At 70.3% G+C, this 22918-nt stretch carries 11 protein-coding genes; 6 read left to right on the plus strand and 5 right to left on the minus strand.

The genetic code is table 11. The features are described 5' to 3' along the window. The first annotated feature begins 12 nt into the window (after window positions 1–12). Window positions 13–1155: a HEAT repeat domain-containing protein gene (locus ACIRG5_RS07130; protein WP_402901461.1), complete on the plus strand. Its 1143-nt coding sequence runs from the start codon at window positions 13–15 to the stop codon at window positions 1153–1155. Here ACIRG5_RS07130 and ACIRG5_RS07135 read toward each other — a convergent pair. Continuing rightward, window positions 1152–1892 carry a DeoR/GlpR family DNA-binding transcription regulator gene (locus ACIRG5_RS07135; RefSeq protein ID WP_402901464.1) on the minus strand — a complete coding sequence of 247 codons (741 nt, stop codon included), beginning with the start codon at window positions 1890–1892 and terminating at the stop codon, window positions 1152–1154. The genes ACIRG5_RS07130 and ACIRG5_RS07135 overlap by 4 nt on opposite strands. A gap of 49 nt (window positions 1893–1941) precedes the next feature. Between ACIRG5_RS07135 and ACIRG5_RS07140 the strand changes: the two genes are divergently transcribed. Beyond that, entirely contained in the window at window positions 1942–2304 is a 363-nt protein-coding gene (locus tag ACIRG5_RS07140; protein ID WP_402901466.1) for a DUF4406 domain-containing protein, read from the plus strand. A gap of 32 nt (window positions 2305–2336) precedes the next feature. Further along, window positions 2337–3455 carry an amidohydrolase family protein gene (locus tag ACIRG5_RS07145; RefSeq protein ID WP_402901469.1) on the plus strand — a complete coding sequence of 373 codons (1119 nt, stop codon included), beginning with the start codon at window positions 2337–2339 and terminating at the stop codon, window positions 3453–3455. Here ACIRG5_RS07145 and ACIRG5_RS07150 read toward each other — a convergent pair. Next, window positions 3452–4048: a phosphoribosylanthranilate isomerase gene (locus tag ACIRG5_RS07150; RefSeq protein ID WP_402901472.1), complete on the minus strand. Its 597-nt coding sequence runs from the start codon at window positions 4046–4048 to the stop codon at window positions 3452–3454. The two genes, ACIRG5_RS07145 and ACIRG5_RS07150, sit on opposite strands and share 4 nt — an antisense overlap. A 111-nt stretch (window positions 4049–4159) precedes the next feature. Here ACIRG5_RS07150 and ACIRG5_RS07155 point away from each other — a divergent pair, with 111 nt between their 5' ends. Then, complete coding sequence (locus ACIRG5_RS07155; protein WP_402901475.1) at window positions 4160–5884, plus strand: L-aspartate oxidase; 1725 nt, start codon at window positions 4160–4162, stop codon at window positions 5882–5884. Window positions 5885–5923: 39 nt separating this feature from the next. Here the strand turns inward: ACIRG5_RS07155 and ACIRG5_RS07160 are convergent, their stop codons facing one another. Further along, window positions 5924–6358 (minus strand): cupin domain-containing protein, encoded by a 435-nt coding sequence (locus tag ACIRG5_RS07160; protein WP_402901478.1) that lies wholly within the window; start codon window positions 6356–6358, stop codon window positions 5924–5926. A 40-nt stretch (window positions 6359–6398) separates the two neighbouring features. After that, window positions 6399–8564 carry an ATP-binding protein gene (locus ACIRG5_RS07165; protein WP_402901481.1) on the minus strand — a complete coding sequence of 722 codons (2166 nt, stop codon included), beginning with the start codon at window positions 8562–8564 and terminating at the stop codon, window positions 6399–6401. Between the two features lie 177 nt (window positions 8565–8741). Here ACIRG5_RS07165 and ACIRG5_RS07170 point away from each other — a divergent pair, with 177 nt between their 5' ends. Together ACIRG5_RS07170 and ACIRG5_RS07175 are read left to right on the plus strand one after the other, a co-directional pair. After that, window positions 8742–15338 (plus strand): LamG domain-containing protein, encoded by a 6597-nt coding sequence (locus ACIRG5_RS07170; RefSeq protein WP_402901484.1) that lies wholly within the window; start codon window positions 8742–8744, stop codon window positions 15336–15338. A gap of 50 nt (window positions 15339–15388) precedes the next feature. Further along, complete coding sequence (locus tag ACIRG5_RS07175) at window positions 15389–20674, plus strand: RHS repeat-associated core domain-containing protein (RefSeq protein ID WP_402901487.1); 5286 nt, start codon at window positions 15389–15391, stop codon at window positions 20672–20674. Window positions 20675–20735: 61 nt separating this feature from the next. Here ACIRG5_RS07175 and ACIRG5_RS07180 read toward each other — a convergent pair whose 3' ends face one another. Next, window positions 20736–22916 carry an ATP-binding protein gene (locus ACIRG5_RS07180; RefSeq protein WP_402901489.1) on the minus strand — a complete coding sequence of 727 codons (2181 nt, stop codon included), beginning with the start codon at window positions 22914–22916 and terminating at the stop codon, window positions 20736–20738. Window positions 22917–22918 lie beyond the last annotated feature (2 nt).

The following is a 22918-nucleotide window of genomic DNA, read 5'->3' on the forward strand; positions in this document are numbered from 1 at the left end:
GGGTGCCGCGCCATGGAGCTCCGGGCGCTGCTCGACCGCATGGACGACGACCGCTTCAGACTCGAGGCCGAGGACTTCGTGCGCGAGCAGGGGATCACGACCTTCGACGGGTTGATCGAGCTGATCACCACCGCCCAGGACGGCCAGGTCGTACGGCAGGGCTACCGGGTGTTCTCACTGGTGAGAGCGGACGACGAGACCTATCTCGACGCGCTGCGGCACCCGCACCACGGGATCCGCCGGGCAGCCGCGAGCATGTTCCGGGGCGAGGAGGCGCTCAAGCACGCGGCACGACTTCTGCCCGTGCTCGCCGACGAGGACCACTACGTGCAACGCGAAGCGCTGTGGGCGTTCGGGACCATGGGACCGGACGTGTTGCCGTTGCTGCAAGAAACCCGCCGCACGGCCAAAGGCGCGTTGCGCAGAGGCGCGTTGATCGGCATCGCCGAGGTCGCCGGCCCGGACGCGTTCTCGCCGGAGGACCGCGCGGTGGTCGGCCGGTTCATCCAGCACAAGCTCGAAGACGACATGTACAGCACCGACGAGATGCACCTCTGCGGCGGCTGGTACGCGATCAGGACCGAGAACCAGGCGGCGGTGCTCGAGGTCTGCGGGCTGCGGGACCCGGTGCCGGTGACCAAGGTGCTGGGCGCCCAGGCTTGGAACAACGACCACCACGCGTGGGCCGAGGACGACGAGCACGTCCGGTGCGCCAGGGTGTACGTCACGGGCTCGTGGGACGGCTGGACGCTGGTGTTCGGCGAGCCGTTCGAGCACACGACCCGTCCGGTGACCGAGATCTGCGCGGTGCTGAGCGCCGTGTTCGGCGAGGCGCACCACTACGGCATGAGCTGCGGCGACGGCTGGACGGCGTGGTGCGTCGCGGAACAGGGCGAGATCGTCCGCTACTACGACGCGTTCAAGCCGGAGGACCAGGTCGGCGAGCTCGACGTAGAGGACGGCCGGGGCCTGCCGCACGACACCAGCGATGAGAACGACGACCTCGACGACATCTGGGCCACCGAGATCGCCGAGGAGTTGTCGGTCAACCCCGGCTACTTCGAGGGCGACGTCGAGGGGCACGGCGTGCTGGCGCTGACCGAATGCGGCCGCACGCACGGTTCTCCCAAGGGCTACCTGCAGGTCATCAGCTAGGCCTGGATGACCGGCACCTCCAACGCGCGCACGGTCTCGTTGTCCGCGTCCGTGATCACGCCGGCGACCTCGGCGAACGGCAGCACGGAGAACCGCGACGCCGTGCCGACCTTCTCCGAACTGGCCAGCACGTACGTGTCCGCGGCCTGATGGGCGAGCGCGCGCTTCATCGCGGCCTCGTCCGCGTCTCCGGTCGTGAGGCCTGCTTCGGGGTGCACGCCCGTGACGCCGACGAAGAAGAGGTCCGCGTGCACGCCCCGTGCGGCCTCCGCGGCAGCGGCGCCGCACGCGACCATTGAGTGCTTGAAGAGCCGCCCGCCGATGACGTAGACCTCCACGTCCCGGTGTTCCTCCAGCGCGCTCGCGATCGTCGGACTGTGCGTGACGACCGTGGCCTGCAGGTCGAGCGGTAGCGCGCGCACGACGGCGAGGGTGGTCGTGCCGCCATCGAGGATCACGGTGCTGCCCGGCTCGATCAACGCGGCCGCCGCTCGTGCGACCCGTTGCTTGCCATCGACCTGCACGCCCTGACGCGTGGCGTAGTCGGCGATGGCGGGGGATACGGGCAGTGCGCCGCCGTACACGCGTTGGCAGAGCCCCGCCGCCGCCATGTCGCGCAGGTCGCGGCGGATCGTGTCCTCGGAGAGGCCGACTTCGGCGGCGAGGTCCTTGGCGACGATCCGGCCGTCTGTGCGCAGTCGTTCGAGCAGCAGGTCACGGCGTTGGGCAGCCAGCATGCACGTTTCTCCTTGTTTTTGCCGAGTCTTGCACATTATGGTCGGTCGCATGCTGATTCTCATCGCAGGGCCCTACCGGTCCGGCACCGGGGACGACCCCGCACTCATGGCGCGCAACCTCGAGCGGCTGGAGGAGGCCGCGTGGCCGATCTTCCGCAGCGGCCACGTGCCGATGATCGGCGAGTGGGTCGCGCTGCCCGTGTTGCGTGGCGCCGGGGGGAATTCGCCGGCCGACCCGATCGCGTCCGAGATCATGTACCCGACCGCGCAACGCCTGCTGGAACGCTGCGAGGCGGTGCTGCGGCTGCCCGGTGAGTCCACCGGCGCGGACGAGGACGTGCGCATCGCCCGCGAGCGCGGACTGCCGGTCTACCACCGGGTCGAGGACATCCCCGGCTACCGCGCGGCCTAGCCTGGATCCCAGTCGATGTCTTGGGGGACAACGTGAAACAGGCCATTCGGGCAGCGCGGATCTTCGACGGCGAGAGGGAGATCACCGGCGAACCGGTCGTCGTGGTCGAGGACGGCAGGATCGTCACCGCTGACCCGGCGGGCCTGCCGGTGACCGACCTGGGAGACGTCACGCTGCTGCCGGGTCTGGTCGACTCGCACGTGCACCTGGCCTTCGACCCGTTCGGCGTGGCGACCGACCAGACCGACCCGGACGACGTGGTGCTCGCCCGGATTCGCGCCAACGCGTTGGAAGCGCTCCAAGCGGGCATCACGACCGTGCGTGACCTCGGCGACCGCGGCTACCTGACGCTCCAGGCTCGCGACGCCGGGCCGGAGGTGCTGGTCTCCGGCCCGCCCGTCACGACGACCGGCGGCCACTGCTGGTTCCTCGGTGGCGAGGCGGACGGGCTCGACGGCGTGCGGGCCGCCGTCACCGAACGGGTCGAGCGAGGCGTCGACGTCGTCAAGATCATGGCCACCGGCGGGTCGATCACGCCCGGCTCGTCGCCGTTCGACCAGCAGTACACGACCGAGGAACTGTGGGCGGCCGTCGAGATCGCCCACGCCGCGGGCATCCCGGTCACGGTCCACGCGCACGCGTCCACCGGCATCAAGGCGGCGGTGGACGCGGGCGTCGACTCGATCGAGCACGCGTTCTTCCTCGCGCCCGGCGGCCTAGCGGTCGACTGGGACACAGTGGACACGCTGGTGCGCAAGGAGATCTACGTCAGCACCACGACCGCGCGCCGCCCGACCGCCGAGCCGGCCACCCCGGTCAGCCTGACCCTGCGCGAGAACTTCGGCCGGATGCGCGAACGCGGCGTGCGGCTGGTGTGCTCGTCGGACGCGGGCATCGGCCCGTTCAAACGCTTCGACTCGTTGCCGCACGGCGTCATCGAGTTCGGAGAGCTCCTCGGCTTCAGCAACGCCGACGCCCTCGCGTCCGCGACCAGCGTGGCCGCGCGGGCGTGCGGCCTCGGCGATCGCAAGGGCAGGATCGCGCCCGGCCACGACGCCGATCTGCTCGCCGTGGCAGGCAATCCGTTGCAGGACCTCAGTGCGTTGCTCGACGTGCGCGCGGTGTTCCGCAGCGGCGAACGCGTCGTCTAACCGCGTGCGGCGAGAACGAACTCGCGCATCCGGCCGTGGTCCTTCACTCCACGGCTCGACTCGATGCCGCTGGACACGTCCACGCCCCACGGCTTCGCGACGCTGATCGCCCCGGCCACCGTCTCCGGAGACAGCCCGCCCGCCAGCAACCACCTGCCGGTGGGCGGGTTCTCGGCGAGCCGCGTGATGTCCCACTGCTCGCCCGAGCCCGCGACCGGGGAGTCGATCAGCAGCAGCTCCTCGCCGAACGCCCCGGTGCGCACGTCGGTGTCCGGTCCGAGCGCCGTCGCCCGAACCAGTCCGAACGGCAGGTCCGCCAACTCGCCGAAGGCCTCACGCGGGTAGTCGCCGTGCAACTGCAACGCGCGCACGCCCGTCTTCAGCGCCAGCTCGCCGGCTTCCGCAGCGTCGATCCCTCGCACCACAGCGACGGTCAGGACCTCGGCGGGCACCTCCGCCACGAGCCGGGACGCCAGGTCGACGTCGATCTGGCGGGGACTGCTCGTCAGCACGAAACCGACGGCGTCAGCCCCGGCCTCGACCGCCACGGCGACATCGGACTCGGTGCGCAGACCACAAAGCTTCACGAACACACCACTGATCCTAGTGATGTGTCCACGGACGCACTGTCACGCAGCTAACAGTCACAAGCAGAAGCGCTGCCCGGTCCTACTTAATGGAAGAGACGGGCAACGGAGGCCGTGATGACCGAACAGCAGATCGCAACGTCAGTGCTGGTGATCGGAAGCGGGGGCGCGGGACTGCGCGCCGCCATCGAACTGGCCGAACGCGGAGTCGACGTACTGGTCGTCGGCAAGCGCCCCAAAGCAGACGCGCACACCGCCCTCGCCGCCGGCGGCATCAACGCGGCGCTGGCGACGATGGACCCCGCCGACACGTGGCAGCAGCACGCGGCGGACACCATCAAGGAGAGCTACCTCCTGGCCAACCCGGAGATCGTGCGGGTCGTGGCCGAGCAGGCACCGCGCGGCATCGAGGACCTCGAACGCTGGGGCATGCCGTTCGCACGGGAGACCGACGGGCGCATCTCGCAGCGGTTCTTCGGCGCGCACACGTTCCGCCGCACGTCGTTCGCGGGCGACTACACCGGGCTGGAGATCCAGCGCACGCTCGTGAACCGGGCCACGCAGCTCGACGTCCCGATCCACGACTCCTGTTACATCACGCGGATCCTGGTGCGCGACAACGTGGTGTTCGGCGCGTACGGGTTCGACCTGAACACCGGCAGGCGGTACGTGTTCCACGCGGACGTCGTCATCCTCGCGGCGGGCGGGCACACGCGGATCTGGCGCCGCACGTCGAGCCGCCGCGACGAGAACACCGGCGACTCGTTCCGCCTGGCCGTGCTCGCGGGCGGCCGGATCCGCGACCCCGAACTGGTGCAGTTCCACCCGTCCGGCCTGCTCGAACCGGAGAACGCGGCCGGCACGCTGGTGTCGGAGGCCGCCCGCGGCGAGGGCGGCCTCCTGACCAACGCCCGAGGTGAGCGGTTCATGGCCCGCTACGACCCGCGGCGCATGGAACTGTCCACACGGGACAGGGTGGCACTGGCCGCGTACACCGAGATCAAGGAAGGCCGCGGCACCCCGAACGGCGGCGTGTGGCTGGACGTGTCGCACCTGCCGCGCGAGCAGATCATGCAACGACTGCCCAGGGTGTACCAGACGCTGCTCGAACTGCAGATGAAGGACATCACCCGGGAAGCCGTCGAAATCGCGCCGACCGCGCACTACTCGATGGGCGGCGTGTGGGTGTCACCCGCGGACCACTCGACGGGCGTCGACGGCCTCTACGCGATCGGTGAGGCGTCCAGCGGCCTGCACGGCGCGAACCGCCTCGGCGGCAACTCGCTCATCGAACTGCTGGTGTACGGCCGGATCGTCGGCGAGGCGGCGGCCGAGTACTCGGCTTCCCTGGACACGCAACGGCGTTCGCACACCGCACTCGCCGAAGCCAGGTCCGAAGTGGACGGACTGCTCGCCGCCGACGGCCAGGAGAACGTCCGTGCCCTGCAACGAGCGCTGCGCAACACGATGACCGAGCACGCGGGTGTCGTCCGCGACGAAGCCGGGCTGCGCAAGGGACTCGCGGAACTGGACGAGCTGGAGGCACGCATCCGCAACGTCGGAGTGCACCCCGACCTCGCCGGTTTCCAGGATCTCGCGCACGCCTTCGACCTGCTGGCGTCGGCGCTCTCCGCCCGCGCGACCCTGGAGTGCGCCCTCGAACGCCGCGAGACCCGTGGCTGCCACAACCGGTCGGACTTCCCGGACATCGATCCCGCGCAGCAGGTGAACCTCGTCTGGGCGGGCCCCGGCCAGGTCGACCGGGAGGAGATCCCCGCGGTGCCGGAGGAGATCACGTCGCTCATGAGGGACGTCGACACGGCCGGCAAACTGGTCGAGTGAGAACGAGGGGCGGGGAGCAGTCCCCGCCCCTCGCGTCCGTCACGGCCGCGGTGCCCTGAGGTGCTTGCGCGCCTCCAGTTCGTCCGCCTCCACGACGGTCAGCATCGGCTGGCCGGGCGCGCGGAACATCGTGACGACGAAAGCGGATTCCTCGTCGGCCAGGTGGTTGCCGTCCTGGTAGTGGATGACGTCGCCGCCCGGTTCCCAGAACGTCCCGCCCGCGCGGACGACCCGCTCCGGCTCGCCTTCCAGTTCGAAGACGATGGCGCCTTTGACGACGTAGCCGTACGCGGGACCGGAATGGCGGTGCGGCGGCGCTCCGGGACTCGACGGCGGCAGCGTCACGAAGATGGTCATGGCCTCGGCGCCGTCCGGGATCTGGGGCGCTCCCGGCACGGTGCCGATGACCTCGATCTTCGGCGGCGGGCCGCTCTTGCCGGGGTTGTCCAGCTGGTGCGTGTGTTCGTGGCTCATACCAGTGAAGACCGGACACGCCGCCGATCTGTGACAGAGCCTAGGTTCGCTGAGCGAGTCTGGTCCGCAGCGCGTCCGCTTCCGGCGAGTGCAGCGCGTCCCACTCCTCGACGGCCTGCTCCCACGTTTCGCGCGCCTCGGCGTGATTGCCCATGGCCTGGTGGGTTTCACCGAGGTGGGTCAACGTTTCGGCGAGCATGTACCGGTCGCCGGTGTCCTCGGCGATGCCGATCGCCGTCTGGAAGTGCTTCACGGCCTCGGCGTGGTTGCCGCGGTGGTGCTCGACGTACCCCAGCGTGTCGATCCTGCCCGCGTTCACGACCTCTCCGGCCGCGATCGCCTGTTCGGCACACACCACTGCTTCGTCGTACTCGCCGAGCATCGCGAGGCACCAGGCCACGCCGTTCAACGCGTCCGCCGCAGCGTTCCGGTTCCCTGACTCCTGGAAGCACGCGAGCGCTTTCGACGCGAGTTCCAGCGCCTCGCGGTGACCGCCCTGCCCGCCGAGGAGCCGGGCCATGCCGAAGTACGTGTAGCCGAGCGCGTCGGTGTCACCTGACGCCAGATCGATCTCCAGTGCCCGGTCCAGCAACGCCCGCGCCTCCGCGTGGCGGCCCGCTCTGGTGTGGACCCGCGCGATCAGCTTCCACAGGACGAGGACTTGCTTCTGGTCCGGATTGAGCGCGAGCGCCCGGTGCAGGACGTCGACATTGGCGGACAACCGGCCGTTGACGTCGAGGAAGTTCGCGATGGCCCGGACCGTCGCGACCACGTCCCCCGGGAATCCGTGTTCCGACCGCACGATCGCGAGCAGGGCGGGCGTCTCCGTCTTCAGCCACGACTTGGCGGCGGTGGGCCCGTCGAACGGGACCGTCGCCACTCCGTCCGGTGCCTGCGGTTCCGCCAGCATGCCCGGGTGGTCCGCGAATCGAGCGCGCTCCGCGTTGTACCGGTAGTGCGCCACGAGCCGATAGAGGGCGTCGTGCCGTTCGTCCGGCTGGACCTGCTCGGCCGCATAGGCGCGCAACAGGTCGTGGAACTCGAAACGCCCCGGCGTGCGTTCCACGATCAGGTGGGCGCGGGTGAGCTCCTGCATGACCCGCCGCGCAGACGTCAGCCCCGTGACGCTGGCGGCCGCCGCGAGGGACATCTCGGTGCCGGGGTGCAGGCCCAGCAGCCGGAACGCCCTGGCCGCCGCAGGGCTCAGCGCCAGGTAGGAGCAGGCGAACACGGCCCGAAGGTCCGTCGCCTCGTCCCCGCTGCCGAACCCGTCCAGACCGCCCAGTTCCTCGGCGTAGGCCGTCAGCGAGAACGACGTGTGCGCGGCGCGTGCGGCCACGACGGCCAGCGCCAGCGGCAGCCCGGCGCACCGGTCGATGATCTCCGCGACGGCAGCGGGCTCCGCGTCCACCCGCTCCGCGCCGAGGCGGTCGGCCAGCAGCGCGTGCGCCTCCTCCCGGCTCAGCAGCGCGAGCGGCAGGCTGCGGGCGTTGGTCGTCGCGATCAGCCCGGTGAGGTCGTGGCGGCTCGTGACGACCACGAGGCTGCCCGGCGTGCCCGGCAGCAGCGGACGGACCTGGGCGGCGTCGCGGGCGTTGTCGAGCACGACCAGCATCGCGCGGCCCGCCATCAGGGTCCGGAACTTCGCGGCCTGCGCCTCCACGTCGTCGGGGACGCCGCGGGCCGGCACGTTCAGCGCCTCCAGGAACGCCCGCAACGCCTCACCGGGCGCCATGACCGTGCCGCTGGGGTCGAAGCCGCGCAGGTCCGCGTACAGCTGGCCGTCGGGGAAGCGGTCGGCCACCCGATGCGCCCAGTGCAGCGCGAGGGTCGTCTTGCCGATCCCGGCCGTCCCCGAGATCGCGCTGATCACGACGGTCGACGTCGCGCCGCCGTCCAGGACCGCGTCGAGCCGGCCGAGCGCGTCGCCGCGGCCGACGAAGCCCGCGAGTTCCGGCGGCAGCTGGCGGGGCGTCGGCGCGGGTTCGGCGCTGGCGGCGGAGAGCAGGTCCTCCTGCTCCTGGGGCCGCAGCTCCAGCGCGGCGGCGAGCTGCCGGACGGAGGCGAGCTGCGGGTTGCGGCGCTTGCCGGTCTCCATGCCGCGGATGGTGCTGACCGAGATCCCCGACCGTTCGGCGAGGGCCTCCTGGGTGAGGCCCGCACGGAGCCGGAAACGCCGGACGGCCCCGGCGAACTCATCAGTCACGAACATTTCGTACCAGGTCCTGGCGATCTTGCGCGCTCGTTTCGGGGTGAGTCGAAACGTCGCCGACAGGTCATAGATGACCGGTTCGTGACCTGTTCGCGGTGATCGCTCCAGCCCGACGATGTTCCGCGGTCCGCCTGGGGACGGGCGGCGCTGAACTGAGGGGGTTCGGACCAGATGAATCAGGGGAGAACCGGTCTGAGACGGCTGTCCGCCGTGCTCGTGGCCGTACTGGGGGCAACGGCGATCACCGTCGTGTCGTTGCCGAAGTGGGACGGGGAACCGCCGCCGGTGGCGGACGTCACCGAGGCGGAGAACACCGAGACCGCGCTGCGGGCCGCCCGGCGGCAGCGGCAGCCGGTCGTCGTGACCGACCAGACGACGCCGACCAGGCTCGTGTCCGCGTTGCCGGACGGCAGCCTCAGAGCGCAGATGAACGCCGCTCCCGTCCGGATGCACAAGGACGGCAAGTGGACCGCGTTCGACGCGACGCTGGAAACGGCGCCGGACGGCACCGTCGCGCCCAGGGCGGTGGACACCGGCCTGGTGTTCTCCGGTGGCGGCAAGACGCCTTTGCTGCGGTTCGGCACGCCCGGCCGTTCGGTGACGATGACCTGGCCCGCGGAGCTGCCGGCACCGGTGCTCGACGGCGCCACGGCCACCTACCGCGGCGTTCTGCCCGACGTCGACCTCGTGCTGACGGCCCAGAGCGGCGGTGGCGTGACGCAACGCCTGCTGGTGCACAAGCCGCAGCCGTTGGCGTCGGTGAAGTTCGGCCTCAGCGCGGAGGGCCTGAAGGTGCGCGTCGCCGACGGCGACCGGATCGAGGCCGTGGACGACAAGGGCGAGGTGGTCTTCGCCACGCCGCCCGCCGAGATGTGGGACGCGAGCGAGGAACGGCGCGCGCCGGTCGGCGTCGAGGCCGACACCACGTCGCTGACGCTGAAGCCGGACACGAAGCTGCTGACCGATCCGGCGGCGAGGTTCCCGGTCACCGTCGACCCCGACTGGTGGCCCAACGCCCGCAAGGACTGGGCGAAGGTCTTCAAGAACAAGCCGGACACCAGGGCCTGGTACGGCGGGAAGGACGACGGCTGGGTCAAGGTCGGCACGTGTTCCGGGCTCACGAACTGCACCGGTAGCGGTGACATCGGCACCACGCGGACGTACTTCCAGTTCAACACGGACTTCCTGCGCGGCAAGCAGATCATGCAGGCGAGCCTGAGCGCGTCCGCCGTCTACAGCCCCGACTGCTCGAGCACGCGCGATCACCAGCTCTGGATCGCGAACGCCACCATCGGGCCCGAGCTGGCGTGGAACAACCAGCCGGGCGCCACCTACGTCTCCACCGGCGCCGTCGGCACCACCTGCAAGGGTTCCGCGCCGGCCGGATTCGGGATCGGCCAGTTCATCAACCCGAACGGCTGGTCGGTGTACTCGCTGCGGGCCGCCGACGAGGGCGACAACCGGGCGTGGCGCAAGTACGACCTGGCCACGGTGCAGATCGACGTCCAGTACAACACCAAGCCGGACGCTCCCACCGGTCTCACCACGGACCCGCCGCTGCGCGCCTGCAAGTGGTGCGACGGCGTCCCGTACGCGGGCGACGACTCCATCCGCCTGCTGGGCAAGCTGACCGACGCGGAGAACGAGCAGCTGGAAGCGGTCTGGGACGTCTACGGCGGCGCGGCCTACAACCGGCGGGGACCGACCCTGCACTCCGGCAACGTCTTCAGCCACACGCTCGACCTGCGTGCGCGCGACGGCCAGCGGGTGAGCTGGACGCTGTGGGGCGACGACGGCCCGGACGGCGGCGACTGGCGCAACGGGCCCGGTTTCATCGTCGACCGGGTCGGCATCGACAAGGCACCGGACGTGTCGAGCGTTCTGTACCAGGACGACAACCGCTGGCACGGTGGTGTCGGCGTGCCCGGCAGCTTCACGTTCGACGCGGCCGGAGTGTCCGATGTGGACCATTATCTGTACGGCTGGTCCGATCCGCCCTCGACCCAGGTCGACGCGGACAAGCTCGGCGGCAGGGCCGTGCTGGACATCGCGCCGCCCGGCGACGGCCCCCGCGACCTGTACGTGCAGAGCGTCGACCGGGCGGGACATCGCAGTCCCACCAAGAAGACGCACATCAACGTGCGGGCGGGCAACGGTCCGCTGGCGCAGTGGTCCTTCGACGGCAACGCGCAGGACAGCGCGTTCCTCGGCGATCGCCACGGCACGCTGAGCGGTAACGCGAGCTACGTCCCCGGCGCGGTCGGTTCGTCCCTCCTGCTGGACGGCGGCACCGGCTACGCCAGCGCGCCCAACACGATTCGCACGGACGCGAGCTTCACGGTGTCCGCCTGGGCGAAGGTGGACCAGGCGACCGGCGCGAGGGCGATCGTGAGCCAGGACGGCGACCGGTTCGCCGGCTTCACCCTCTGGTACCGGCCCGACGACGGCGGCCGCTGGGTGTTCGCGGCGCAGAACAAGGCGGCGACGGAGATCTGGGCGGACGCCGCGTGGTCGTCGTCCCTGGCGCAGATCGGTGTCTGGACGCACCTGACAGCGGTGTTCGACGCGCCCGCGAACCAGTTGCGGCTCTACGTCAACGGTGTGCCGGCCGGCACCAGGACGAGGACGTCGCCCGCGGTCGACTCCACGGGGCAGGTGCGAGTCGGCCGCACGATGTGGGACGGCAACCCCGGCCTGGACCACTTCGGCGGAGCCGTCGACGAGGTCAAGGTCTACGACCGGATCCTGGCCGAACCGGAGATCAGGTCCGCGGTCAGTCGCGACGACGTCCAGGTGGGCTACTGGAAGTTCGACGAGGCAGACGGCAGGACCGCGGCGAACTCGGTGCCGGGCGGCAGTTCCGGTGTCCTGCAGGGCAACGCGCGGTTCGTCCAGAACGGCGCGGTCAACGGGTACGTCCAACTCGACGACCTCGGCGACCACGTGTCGACCGGCGCACCGGCCGTGCGCACCGACCAGAGCTTCACCGTGTCGGCGTGGGTCAAGCAGGACAGGGAGTTGGAGCCGGGTCATCCCGACGCCGCGGTCTCCCAGGACGGCGCCGTCATGAGCGGCTTCTACCTCGGCTACCGCCAGCGCACGGACGGCGGCGGCAACTGGGAGTTCGTGCTGCCCAGCGAGGACGCGAAGGACAAGCCGGCCGACGGCACCTGGAGCACCTCACGCGCGCAGATCGGCACGTGGACGCACCTGACCGGTGTCCACGACGCGCAGGCCAAGCAGATCCGCCTGTACGTCAACGGTGAGCTGGAGGCGAGCGCTCCTCGCGAGAAGGGCTTCAACGCCACCGGCCCGCTGCTCGTCGGCCGCGGCAAGTGGAACGGCAACGTCGGTCACGAGTGGCGCGGCGGCGTCGACGAGGTCCGCGTGTTCAGCCGGGCGGTGGCGCAGGAGGAGGTCCGCGGCATCATCGGCAGGGACAACGTCACGGCGGGCAACTGGAAGTTCGACGGCAACACCCAGGACTCCTCGCCACGCGGTTCGCACGGCACGGCGGCGGGCCCGATCGCCTACGTGGGCGGTCAGTCCAGCATGCCGGACCCCGCCGACCTGGCGGTGCGGCTCGACGGCGCGTCCTCGGTCGGCGCCGGTCACGCGATCGACACCGACCGGAGCTTCTCGGTCACGGCGTGGGCGAGGGCCGACCAGACGACCGGCCTCGCCACGGTGGTGTCGCAGGACGGCACCAAGGCGAGCGCGTTCAAGCTCCGCGCCAAGGACGGCAAGTGGAGCATGGCGCTCATCAGTGCCGACAACCCCGACACCGCGTCGGTCGCGGAGGCGGTCGGCGGATCTGTCCAAGTTGGACAGTGGACGCACCTCGCCGGTGTGCACGACGCCGGCTCGAAGCAGATCCTGCTCTACGTCAACGGTGTGCTGGCCGGTTCGGTCGCGCACACCCAGTCGTGGAACGCGGGCGGCGGCCTGCAGATCGGCCGTGCGCTGTGGCGGACGCCGGTCGAGTACTTCAAGGGCTCGATCGACGACGTCAGCGTCTACTCGCGGGCCCTGTTCGCGGGCGACGTGCAGGCCATGGCGGGCCGTGACCTGACGCTCGTGCACCACTACCCGCTGGACGAGTCGAGCGGCAAGAACGCCGCCGACGCCGTGGGTTCCCGCGGCGCGACGCTCTCGGGCGGGGCGGCGTTCGCGCCCGGCCGGGTCGGCAACGGCGCGGCGTTCGACGGCACGAACGGTGCCGCCGTCACGACGGGCACGGACGTCCGCACGGACCAGGCGTTCACGGTCTCGGCGTGGGTTCGCCTGCCCGCCAAGGAGTGCAAGCCGTCGTTGCGGGTGTGCCGCACCGACGCGGTCACGATCGACGGCGAGAAGCAGACCAGCAAGTTCCGGCTCGGCCACGTGATCGACGACGACAACAACCAGCTCGGCGCGTGGACGTTCGAGATGCCGGAGTCCGACGTCGCCCAGCCGGAGATCACCAAGGCCGCGGTGTCGGTGCTGCCGTCCGAGGTCGGCAAGTGGACCTTCCTGGTCGGCGTCTACAACCCGGCGGCCAGGAAGATGTGGCTGTACGTGGACGGAGTGCGCGTCGGTGACGGCACGCTGAGCAACGCGTGGCACGGCACCGGTGGCCTGGTCATCGGCCGCGGCAAGGTCGCCGGTGCACCTGCGGAGTTCTGGCGCGGCGACGTCGACGACGTCCGGCTCTTCACCGGGCAGCTCGACAAGGAACGCATCACCGCGCTGCACCGGGCCTACCCGGCCGAGCAGGGCGCGACCACGTTGCCGCCGGCCGACTCCGGGCACTGGAAGTTCAACGGCAACGGCGACGACAGCAGCGGCCGCGACCAGGGAATCACGTTCTCCGGCGGGGCGAGCTGGGGCGGTGGACCGGCCAGTGCGGCGGCGGCGTTCGACGGCACGTCGGGCTTCGGCAGGACCGCCGCTCGGGTGGTCGACACCGGCCAGAGCTTCTCGGTGTCGGCGTGGGCCTTCCTGGCCGACGCGGGAACCTCCGACCGGACCGTCGTCGCGCAGGACGCGGCCCAGCGCAGCTCGTTCGCGCTCGGCTACCAGGGCGCCTCGAAGAAATGGGCGGTGTTCGCACCGACCGCCGACACGGACAACGCGTCGTCGCAGGTGCTCACGTCCGGTGAGCCGGCGCTGGTGGGCGAGTGGACGCACCTGACGCTGTCCTACGACGCGAACCTCAAGCAGCTGCGGCTGTACGTCAACGGCCTGCTGTCCGGCGCGCAGACCGGGGTGACGGTGCTGCCGTCGTCCGGCCCGCTCACGGTGGCCAGGACGAAACAGGGCGCGTTCTTCCAGGGCAGCGTGGACGACCTGCGGGTGTTCTCGAAGGCCGTCAGCGACGGGGAGGCCCGCCGGATCCACGACGACATCCCCGACCGCGACCTCGCCTTCTACCGGTTCGACGAGGGCACGGCCAAGGAGATCACGTGGCGCAAGGCCCAGGCGACGCTCAACGGAGGCACGAGCTTCGCCGCCGGTCCGAGTGGAAAGGCTCTGCAGCTCGACGGTGTCAACGGCCACGCGGTCACGCCGTCCGGACTGTCCATGCGGGACAGTTTCACGGTCGGAGGATGGGCGAAGCTCGCCCGTGACGACAAGGTCGCGACGATCGTCAGCCAGGACGGCGACCGGATGAGCGGGTTCGTGCTGCAGTACCGGCCGGACCTCAAGCGGTGGATCTTCGGTGCGGCGTCGTCGGACACCGACGGCGCTCCGCTGAGCTACGCCGCCTCGCTCGCCGGGCCGAAGGTGGGGGAGTGGACGCACGTCAACGGCGTCTACGACTACGCGGGCAGGCAGCTGCGCCTGTACGTCGACGGAAAGCTCGCCGGCACCAAGAACAACGTGGTGCTGTGGCAGCCGACCGGCAAGATCGTGCTGGGCAGGGACAGGACGAACGGCCAGCCGTCCGGGTTCTTCCCGGGCACGGTCGACGAGGTCCGGTACGGCCAGGGCGTCGCGACCGAGCCGGGCATCGTGGAGCGGGCGACGTTCGCGAAGCCGGAACGCGCTCAGCTCGGCCGGTTCGTCAACGCCGCCGGTGACCGGTTCACCGGCCGCACGGACGCCGTGGTGGAGGGCTATCACCTGGAACGGGCGCTGGGCATGCCCGCCGCGCCCGGTGACAACACGAAGATGGTGTACGCCTGCCGTTCCGGTGCCGACGCGTTCACCGCTGACTCCTGTGAGGGCGCGGAGAAACTCGGTGACGTCGGCCTGATCTACACGATCCAGCCGAAGAACGTGCCGACCGCGGCGCTGTACCGGTGCCGGCAGGGTGCCGACCGGTTCGATTCCCGGGACGCGACCTGTGGTGGCGCCACGGTGGACGGACTGCTCGGCTACTCGGTGGCCTACACCGACTTCGGCCGGTACCTGCTGGAGTACTACGAGCACGCGAGCCTCACCGACGGGGCGGCACCGGGTTACCGGTACGAGGGCACGCACGGCCTGCTCGCGATCACCGAACAGCCGGGCACGCGGCCGTTGTTCAGCTGCCGCAACGGTGCCTACGACCAGTTCGTGTCCACCGACTCCGCCTGCGAGGGCAAGACGGTGCTCGGCGCGCTCGGCTCGATCTGGACCGAGGCACCGCAGGGGGTGGCGAACCGCGAGTTGCGGCGCTGCCTGCTGCCCGGCGGTGACGGCGACTCCATGGTGTCCAACTTCGACGACTGCGAGGGGTTCCCGTCCCAGACGATCGGCTTCGTGCCGACCGAGGTTCCGGCTGTGACGGCGGTGTTCGAATGAACGGGGGACGAGTGAGAAAGCGGTTGTTGACACGAACATCGGCTGTCCTGATGGCAGCGACGGTGTTCACCACGACGGTCACCGGGGTGGCGCTGGCCGCCGGTCCGTCCGTGCCGCTGCCGGGAACGGCGTCCGCGCCGGTCACGGAGCAGAAGATGGACGGGCGGGCGCAGGACCAGGCCAGTCGCGAGGCGTTGAACGGCGACCAGGGCGGGGGTGCGGCGCCGGAAGGTGGTGGCACGCCTGCCGCGACACCGTTGGCGCCCTCGGGTTCGTGGGACGTCACACCGAACACCGGCGAGTTCGGCTGGAACTACCCGTTGCGCGTGCCGCCGGCACCGGGCGGGTTCGAGCCGGAGCTCGCGCTGAAGTACTCGTCTTCCAGTGTGGACGGACGAACGAGTGCGACGAACAACCAGGCTTCCTGGGTGGGAGACGGCTGGGACCTGTCCGCGGGCTTCGTCGAGCGGTCCTACGGCGCGTGCGCCGACGACAAGACCGGTGGCACCACGCCACCGAAGGAGTCCGGCGACCTGTGCTGGCGCACCGACAACGCGATGTCGTCGTTCGGGGAGCTGATCCGGGACGACACCTCGGGCGCCTTCCGGCTGCGTGAGGACAACGGTTCCCGCGTCGACCGGCTCACCGGCGCCGATAACGGGGACAACGACGGCGAGCACTGGCGCATCACCACGCCGGACGGGACCCAGTACCTGTTCGGCACGCGCAAGGACGCGGCCTGGACCGTGCCGGTGTACGGCGACGACGACCGCGAACCGTGCCACGGCGCCAGTTTCGCGGCCTCGTCCTGCACCCAGGTGTGGCGGTGGAACCTCGACAGGGTGATCGACCGGCACGGTAACGTGATCACCTACACCTACGCGCCGGAGACGAACTCCTACGGCGCCAACACCAAGGACACCGCCGTTCCCTACGTGCGCGGCGGCACCCTGAAGTCGATCGAGTACGGCGATCGCGACGGTCAGCAGGCGACCGGCCGCGTCGAGTTCGCCACGGCCGACCGGTGCGTGCCGGGCAGCAACTGCACGCCCGACAAGAAGGACAACTGGCCGGACGTGCCGTGGGACGACAAGTGCGACACGGCGACGTGCAAGGACAAGCACTCGCCGACGTTCTGGTCCACCAAGCGGCTCGACAAGATCACCACGAAGGTGTGGAACGGCAGCGGCTGGAACGACGCCGACCGCTGGCAGCTCGAGCAGCTGTACCCCTCCGCCGCCACCACCGGCGCCCCGGAGAAGGCCGCGCTGTGGCTCAAGGGCATCACGCACACCGGCCTCGCCGGCACGCCCGTCCCGCTGCCGCAGGTGACGTTCGAAGGCACCCGGATGCCCAACCGCGTCGTCAGGATCGACGGCGTCGGACCGCTGCTGCGCTACCGCCTCACCGGCATCGTGTCCGACAGCGGCGGCGTGACGACGATCAAGTACGCCGAGCCGGACTGCAAGGCCGACCCGGCCAGGCCCGAGACGAACACCCTGCGCTGCTTCCCGGCCAAGTGGCAGAGCAGGACGATCGCCGAACGGACCGACTACTTCCACAAGTACGTCGTCGAGGAGGTCACGAGGTCCGACCGCATCTCGGCCAACACCGAGATGGTCAGCCGCTACAGCTATCTCGACGGCGCCGCGTGGGTGCTCGACGACTCGGAGGTGATCAAGGAGGAGTGGCGGACCTGGAACCAGTTCCGCGGCTTCGGCAAGGTGCAGATCCGGCACGGCAGGGCCGGTGATCCGCACGGCCCGGTCACGCTGACCGAGAAGCGCTTCCACCGCGGCACGGGCGGCAGGTTCACCGACTCGGAGAGCATGATCCGCACCGACGACGAGTGGTTGCGCGGCCAGGAGTACGAGTCGCAGACGCGGCTCGGCGACACCGAGGAGCTCGTCGAGAAGGCGACCAGGACGTTCGCCGTACAGGGCCCGACCGCTGTCCGCGGTGCGCGCAAGGCGTACATCGTGCGGCAGGGCAACGAATCCGTGTTCACGACCGTCACGGGCGCGCCCCGTCGGGTCACGCGCACGGAACGCACCTACGACGACCGGGCGCAGCCGCTGACGGTCAACGACCTCGGCGACACGTCGACAGCGGACGACGACAAGTGCACGCGGAACACCTACGCCCGCAACACCGACAAGTGGCTGCTCACCTCGCTGTCACGCGTCGAGGCGGTCTCGGCGGCGTGCACCGTCGCCGCGCAGTTCCCCGCCGACGCGATCAGCGACACGCGCAACGCCTTCGACGGCAAGGCCTTCGGCGAGGCACCGACCGCCGGTGACATCACCAGGGTCGAGGTCGCACGGGAACGCCCGGCCGCCGGCCCGGTGTGGGCACCGTCCTCCACCGCCGCCTACGACACGTACGGACGTGTCACGTCATCGGGCGACGCACTGGGCAAGATCACCACCACGGCGTACTCGCCGGCCACCGGAATCGCCAAGGACACGGTCGTCACCAACCCGTTGGGGCACAAGACGACCGTGACGACGGAACCGTTCTTCGGCCAGGAGACCGCCAACGTCGACGCCAACGACCGCAGGACCGAGACGACCTACGACGCACTGGGCCGCCGCACCGAGGTGTGGCTCCCCAACCGCGACCGCTCGACCGGCACCCGCGGCACCGTCAAGTTCGGCTACCAGCACCGCAAGGACGCGCCCACCGTCGTGTCCACGTCCAGGATCGGCGCCAACGGCACCCCGATCGACACCAACGAGATCTACGACGGCCTCCTGCGGCTGCGCCAGGTGCAGTCACCGGCGCACGGCGGAGGCCGCCTGATCACCGACACCCGCTACGACTCCCAGGGCCGCAAGGCCAAGACCACCAGGCCCTACTTCACCGACAGCGCGGTCGACGACAAGCTGTGGGTGGCGAGCGACGTCGACATCCCTTCACAGGAGGTCACGAAGTACGACGGCGCAGGCCGCCCGATCGAGGTCACCACGAAGGCCGGCGCCGCCGACAAGTGGAGCACCCGCACGGCCTACCACGGCAACCGCACGGTGGTGACCCCACCTGCAGGCGGCACGGTGACCGAAACCGTCACCAACGCCCGTGACGAGATCGTGGAAAGCAAGCAGGCCAACGACACCACCAGGTACACCTACACGCCGTCCGGCGAGCTCGCGACAGTGATCGACCCGGCGGGCAGCACGTGGCGGTGGACCTACGACCTGCGCGGCCGCAAGGTGAAGGAGGAGTCCCCGGACCGCGGCACCACGCAGATGTCCTACGACGACGAGGGAAGGCTGACCAGCGCCACCGACGCTCGCGGTGTGACGCTGACCTACGAGAACGACGACCTCGGTCGCCGGACGAAGACGAAGCAGAGCGGCACCGTGCTGTCGGACCGCGTCTACGACACGGCCCCCTACGGCAAGGGTTTCATCGCCGCCGAGACGCACTTCGTCGCGGGCAACGCGTACAAGACCGAGACGACCGGGTACAACCGGCTGAGCCAGTCGCTCGGCACCACCGTCACGATTCCGGCCGCGGAACAGACTCTGGCGGGCACCTACACCTCCCAGCGGCGCTACGGCCCGGACGGAAGCCTGTCCGGAACGGCCTTCGCGGCGATCGGCGACCTGCCCGCCCAGTCGGTGAACCACGAGTACGACGACCTGGGCAGGATCAGCAAGACCAACTCGGCGGCCGGCGGCGAGACCCAGGAACTCGTCACCGCGACCGACTACACCAGGTACGGCGAACTCGCCCGCACCCAGCTCGGCACCACCGGCAAGCGCGTGTGGCTGTCGCGCTACTACGACAGCAACCTGCGCAGGCTGGAACGGACCATCGTGGACGCCGAGGTCCCGAACCCGGTGCAGGCCGACACCAGGTACGCGTACAACGACTTCGGCGGCATCACGTCCATCGCCGATCGTGACGACGTGCAGTGCTTCCGCAACGACGCGCTCCAGCGTCTCACCGAGGCCTGGACGTCCTCGGGCGGCTGCGGGACAGACCCGAGCACCGCGGCGTTGTCCGGACCGGCTCCCTACTGGCACTCCTACACCTACGACAAGACGGGCAACCGCCTCAGCGAGACCCAGCACGCCTCAGCAGGTGACACGGTCCGCACCGGGGCTTTCCCGCCAGCCGGTGGTGCGCACCAGGTGAAGTCGGTGACGACGAAGACGCCTTCCGACACCAAGACCGAGACGTACGCCTACGACGCCACGGGCAACACGACGCAGCGTTCCGGGCAGACCCTGGACTGGGATGCGGAGGGCAACCTCGTCAAGATCACCGAGGGTGCCCAGGTGACGGAGTTCGTCCACGGCGTGAACGGCGGACGGCTGATCCGGCGAGACGGCACGTCGATCACGCTGTACCTGGACGGTCAGGAGCTCCGGCTCGTCAAGGCGACCGGCAAGCTCGAACCGACGCGGTACTACGAGCACGGCGGCGACGTCGTGGCGGTGCGCGACGGCAAGGGCATCTCCTGGCTCACCGGTGATCACCAGGGGACCTCGCAGATCGCCATCAACACCGGCGACCTGACGGTGACCAAGCGGCGGCAGCTGCCGTTCGGTGGTGCCCGTGGCCCTGCGACTTCGTTCCCCGGTGAGAAGGGGTTCGTCGGCGGCACGATCGACAGCGCGGCCGGACTGACCCAGATCGGTGCTCGTGCCTATGACGTGACGATGGGCAGGTTCCTGTCCGTCGACCCGGTCGTCGATCCGAACGATGCCCAGCAGATGCACGGCTACACCTACTCGGCGAACGATCCGATCACCAAGTTCGATCCGACGGGGTTGTGGTGGGAGTGGGTCAGCACCGCGATCAGCGTCGTCGGCGCCATTGCGCCCGCTGTCGCGGTCGTGTGCCCGGTCTGTGGCGCGGTGATAGTCGGCGTCTCCGTCGTGGCCGCGGTCATCGACTTCGGCATCGCGGCGTCGAACCACGACGGTGCCGGTATGGCTCTCGCGGCGGTCGGCGTCTTCGGTGGTCTGGCCGGCGGCACGGCGAAGCTCGCCGGTGCGGCTTCCCACGCCGCGATCGACGCGTACGCCGGTACCACCGCGGCAGGTGCCTCGCTTTACGGCGCCGGCCGCGGGCTGCACAACGAGGCTCACGAGCAGAAGCGGAATGAGGCGAAGGCCAAACCCACGCACAAGCCCGACCCGAAGTACGCCAACACCGGGCTCGGCACCGGCAAGCCGAAGATGAAGAACAAGGGCAAGAACAACTACTACGACAAGAACGGCAGGCCGGTGAACAGCGCCGCCGACATGGGCCCGGGCGGCAAGTACGAGACCTCGGACGGCCTGATCCACCAGGGCAACGGCAAGGGGTGGGCGATGTTCTGACCCCCTGACCGCGAAACGGAGGAGGACGGCGCAAAGCCCCAGGCGCCGTCCTCCTCCCTTGTCAGGCCAGGCGTTTCTCCAGCGACGACGCTTCGTCGGCGCGTCCCTGCTGCCGATACAACTCCAACGCCTCCTCCCACACCGAACGCGCCTGATCACGTTCCCCCGAGGCGAAATGCGAGTCGCCGAGCCGTTCGAGGGTGTCAGCCGTTTCGACGAGGTTGCCGAGAACCCGATACAGCGCAATGGCTTCCTGGTAGTGGCCGATGGCTTCGGCGTACGTGCCGCGGTGGTGTTCGGTGAACCCGAGGCTGTCCAGCGTCTGCGCCTGGCCGCCCAGGTCCTCGATTCGCCGGTACAACGCCAGGGCGCTGTGACAGTGCTCCAACGCGGCGTCGTGTTCACCGAGACGGGCGTGGAACCAGCCGACGGCGTTGAGCGCGTTGCCCTCCCAGGCCGTTTGGCCGATGGAGCGGTACAACGTCAGCGCCTGCCGGGCGTGGTCCAGTGCCTTGCGGTCTTCGCCTTCGCGTTCCCAGGCGGAGGCGAGGGTGTAGTGGGCGTGGCCCTGGTGTGCCGCGTCGCCGTGTTCCTCCGCCAGTTCGAGGGCGCGTTGCATGTGCGCGATCGCCTCCTCGTTGTGACCGAGCACGACGAGTGCGCGGCCCAGCAGGCGCAGGGCGAGCGCCAGGGAGATCGGGTCGTCCAGCCGGGCCGCGGAGGCGGCGCCGGTGCGCCAGGCGGACAGCTGGTCGTGCCGGTGCCCTTGGCGGTAGTGGAAGTTGTTGAGCGCCCAGGCGATCTCCCACGCCCTCGCGTGGTGCCCGCGTTCCGCCGCGACTCGTTGCGCTGCCAGCAGGGTGGCGTGCTCGGCGATGAACCACGCCATGGCCGTGCCGATGTCGGGCATCGGCAGCGGAGTGGATTCCGAAGGGGCGAGGTCGATGAGGTGGCGGTGGGTCTCCACGACGGTGTCCGCGGCGGCCGCGGTGTGTGCGTAGAAGCCCAGCAGGCGTTGCAGTGCATCGGAAGTGTCACCGGCCAGGTCGGTGGCGTAGCGCCGGATCAGGTCGTGCATGCCGTAGCGGCCGGCCGCGTCCTGGACGACGAGCGAGGCTTGCGTCAGGGCGCGCAGCACGGTCCGGGTGCGGTGCTCGCCGAGACCGGTCAGGCTCACCGCCGCGGGCAGGCTGATGTCCGGGCCCGGTGCGATCGCGAGCAACGAGAACACCTCGGCCTGTTCGGCCGTCAGCGCGCGGTGCGAGGACGACAGCACGGCGGGCAGGCTCGCGGCCGGGTCGATGTCGTCGAGCGCGTCCAGGGTGCTCTCGCGCAGTTCGAGGGCCAGCGCGGCGAGCGTCAGGTGCGGCTGCACGCACGCCCGGCCCGCGACGATGCTCAGCGCCAGCGGGAACCCGCCGCACTGACCGATCAGCTCGGCGGCGGCGTCCGGCTCGGCCTCGACTCGCGCGGAACCGAGCCGGGCCGTCAGCACGCTGGAGGCCTCGTCCGCGGTGAGCGTGCCGACGGACATGTGGTGCGCGCCGTGTCCCGTGATCAGCCCGGTGAGCGTGCTGCGGCTGGTGACGACGACCGCGCACGTGCCGTCGCCCGGCAGCAGCGGCACGACCTGGGCGGTGTCGGCGGCGTTGTCCAGCACCAGCAGCACGTGGCGGTCCGCGACCAGACCGCGGAACATCGCCGCCTGCGCGTGCGGGTCGGCCGGAAGGCGGCTCGGCTCGACGCCCAGCGCGTCGAGGAACCCGCGCACGGCGGCCGCGGGATCCATCGGCGTGCTGCCGGGGCTGAATCCGCGCAGGTCGACGAAGAGCTGGCCGTCGGGGAACCGCGCGACGTTGCGGTGCGCCCAGTGCAACGCGAGCCATGACTTGCCGATCCCGCCCGCGCCGGAGATGACGGAGATCCCCGAGGTGCCGACCCGGCCGAGCACGTCCTGCCGTCCCGCGAACGGCGCGGGCGGCGCGGGCAGCTGGCGCGGCACGGGCGTCGCCACCACCGGCCGTCCGGTCGCCGCCGCCAGCAGCTCGTCCTGCTCGCCGTCGGTCAGCCCGAGCGCGGCCGCGAGCTGCCGCACCGACGTGAGCTGCGGGTTTCGGCGCTTGCCGGTCTCCATGCCGCGGATCGTGCTGACCGAGACACCGGATCGCCGCGCCAACTCGTCCTGGGTGAGTCCCGCCCGCAGCCGGAACCGCCGCATCACCGTCGCGAACTGATCTGCCACGC

This window comes from Lentzea sp. NPDC102401, from assembly GCF_044765805.1.
Lineage (GTDB): Bacteria > Actinomycetota > Actinomycetes > Mycobacteriales > Pseudonocardiaceae > Lentzea > Lentzea sokolovensis.

Coding starts and splice junctions, on each gene's coding strand:
- ACIRG5_RS07130 (WP_402901461.1), top strand. CDS start 13: ATGGAGCTCCGGGCGCTGCTCGACCGCATGGACGACGACCGCTTCAGA.
- ACIRG5_RS07135 (WP_402901464.1), bottom strand. CDS start 1,892: ATGCTGGCTGCCCAACGCCGTGACCTGCTGCTCGAACGACTGCGCACA.
- ACIRG5_RS07140 (WP_402901466.1), top strand. CDS start 1,942: ATGCTGATTCTCATCGCAGGGCCCTACCGGTCCGGCACCGGGGACGAC.
- ACIRG5_RS07155 (WP_402901475.1), top strand. CDS start 4,160: ATGACCGAACAGCAGATCGCAACGTCAGTGCTGGTGATCGGAAGCGGG.
- ACIRG5_RS07160 (WP_402901478.1), bottom strand. CDS start 6,358: ATGAGCCACGAACACACGCACCAGCTGGACAACCCCGGCAAGAGCGGC.
- ACIRG5_RS07170 (WP_402901484.1), top strand. CDS start 8,742: ATGAATCAGGGGAGAACCGGTCTGAGACGGCTGTCCGCCGTGCTCGTG.
- ACIRG5_RS07175 (WP_402901487.1), top strand. CDS start 15,389: ATGGCAGCGACGGTGTTCACCACGACGGTCACCGGGGTGGCGCTGGCC.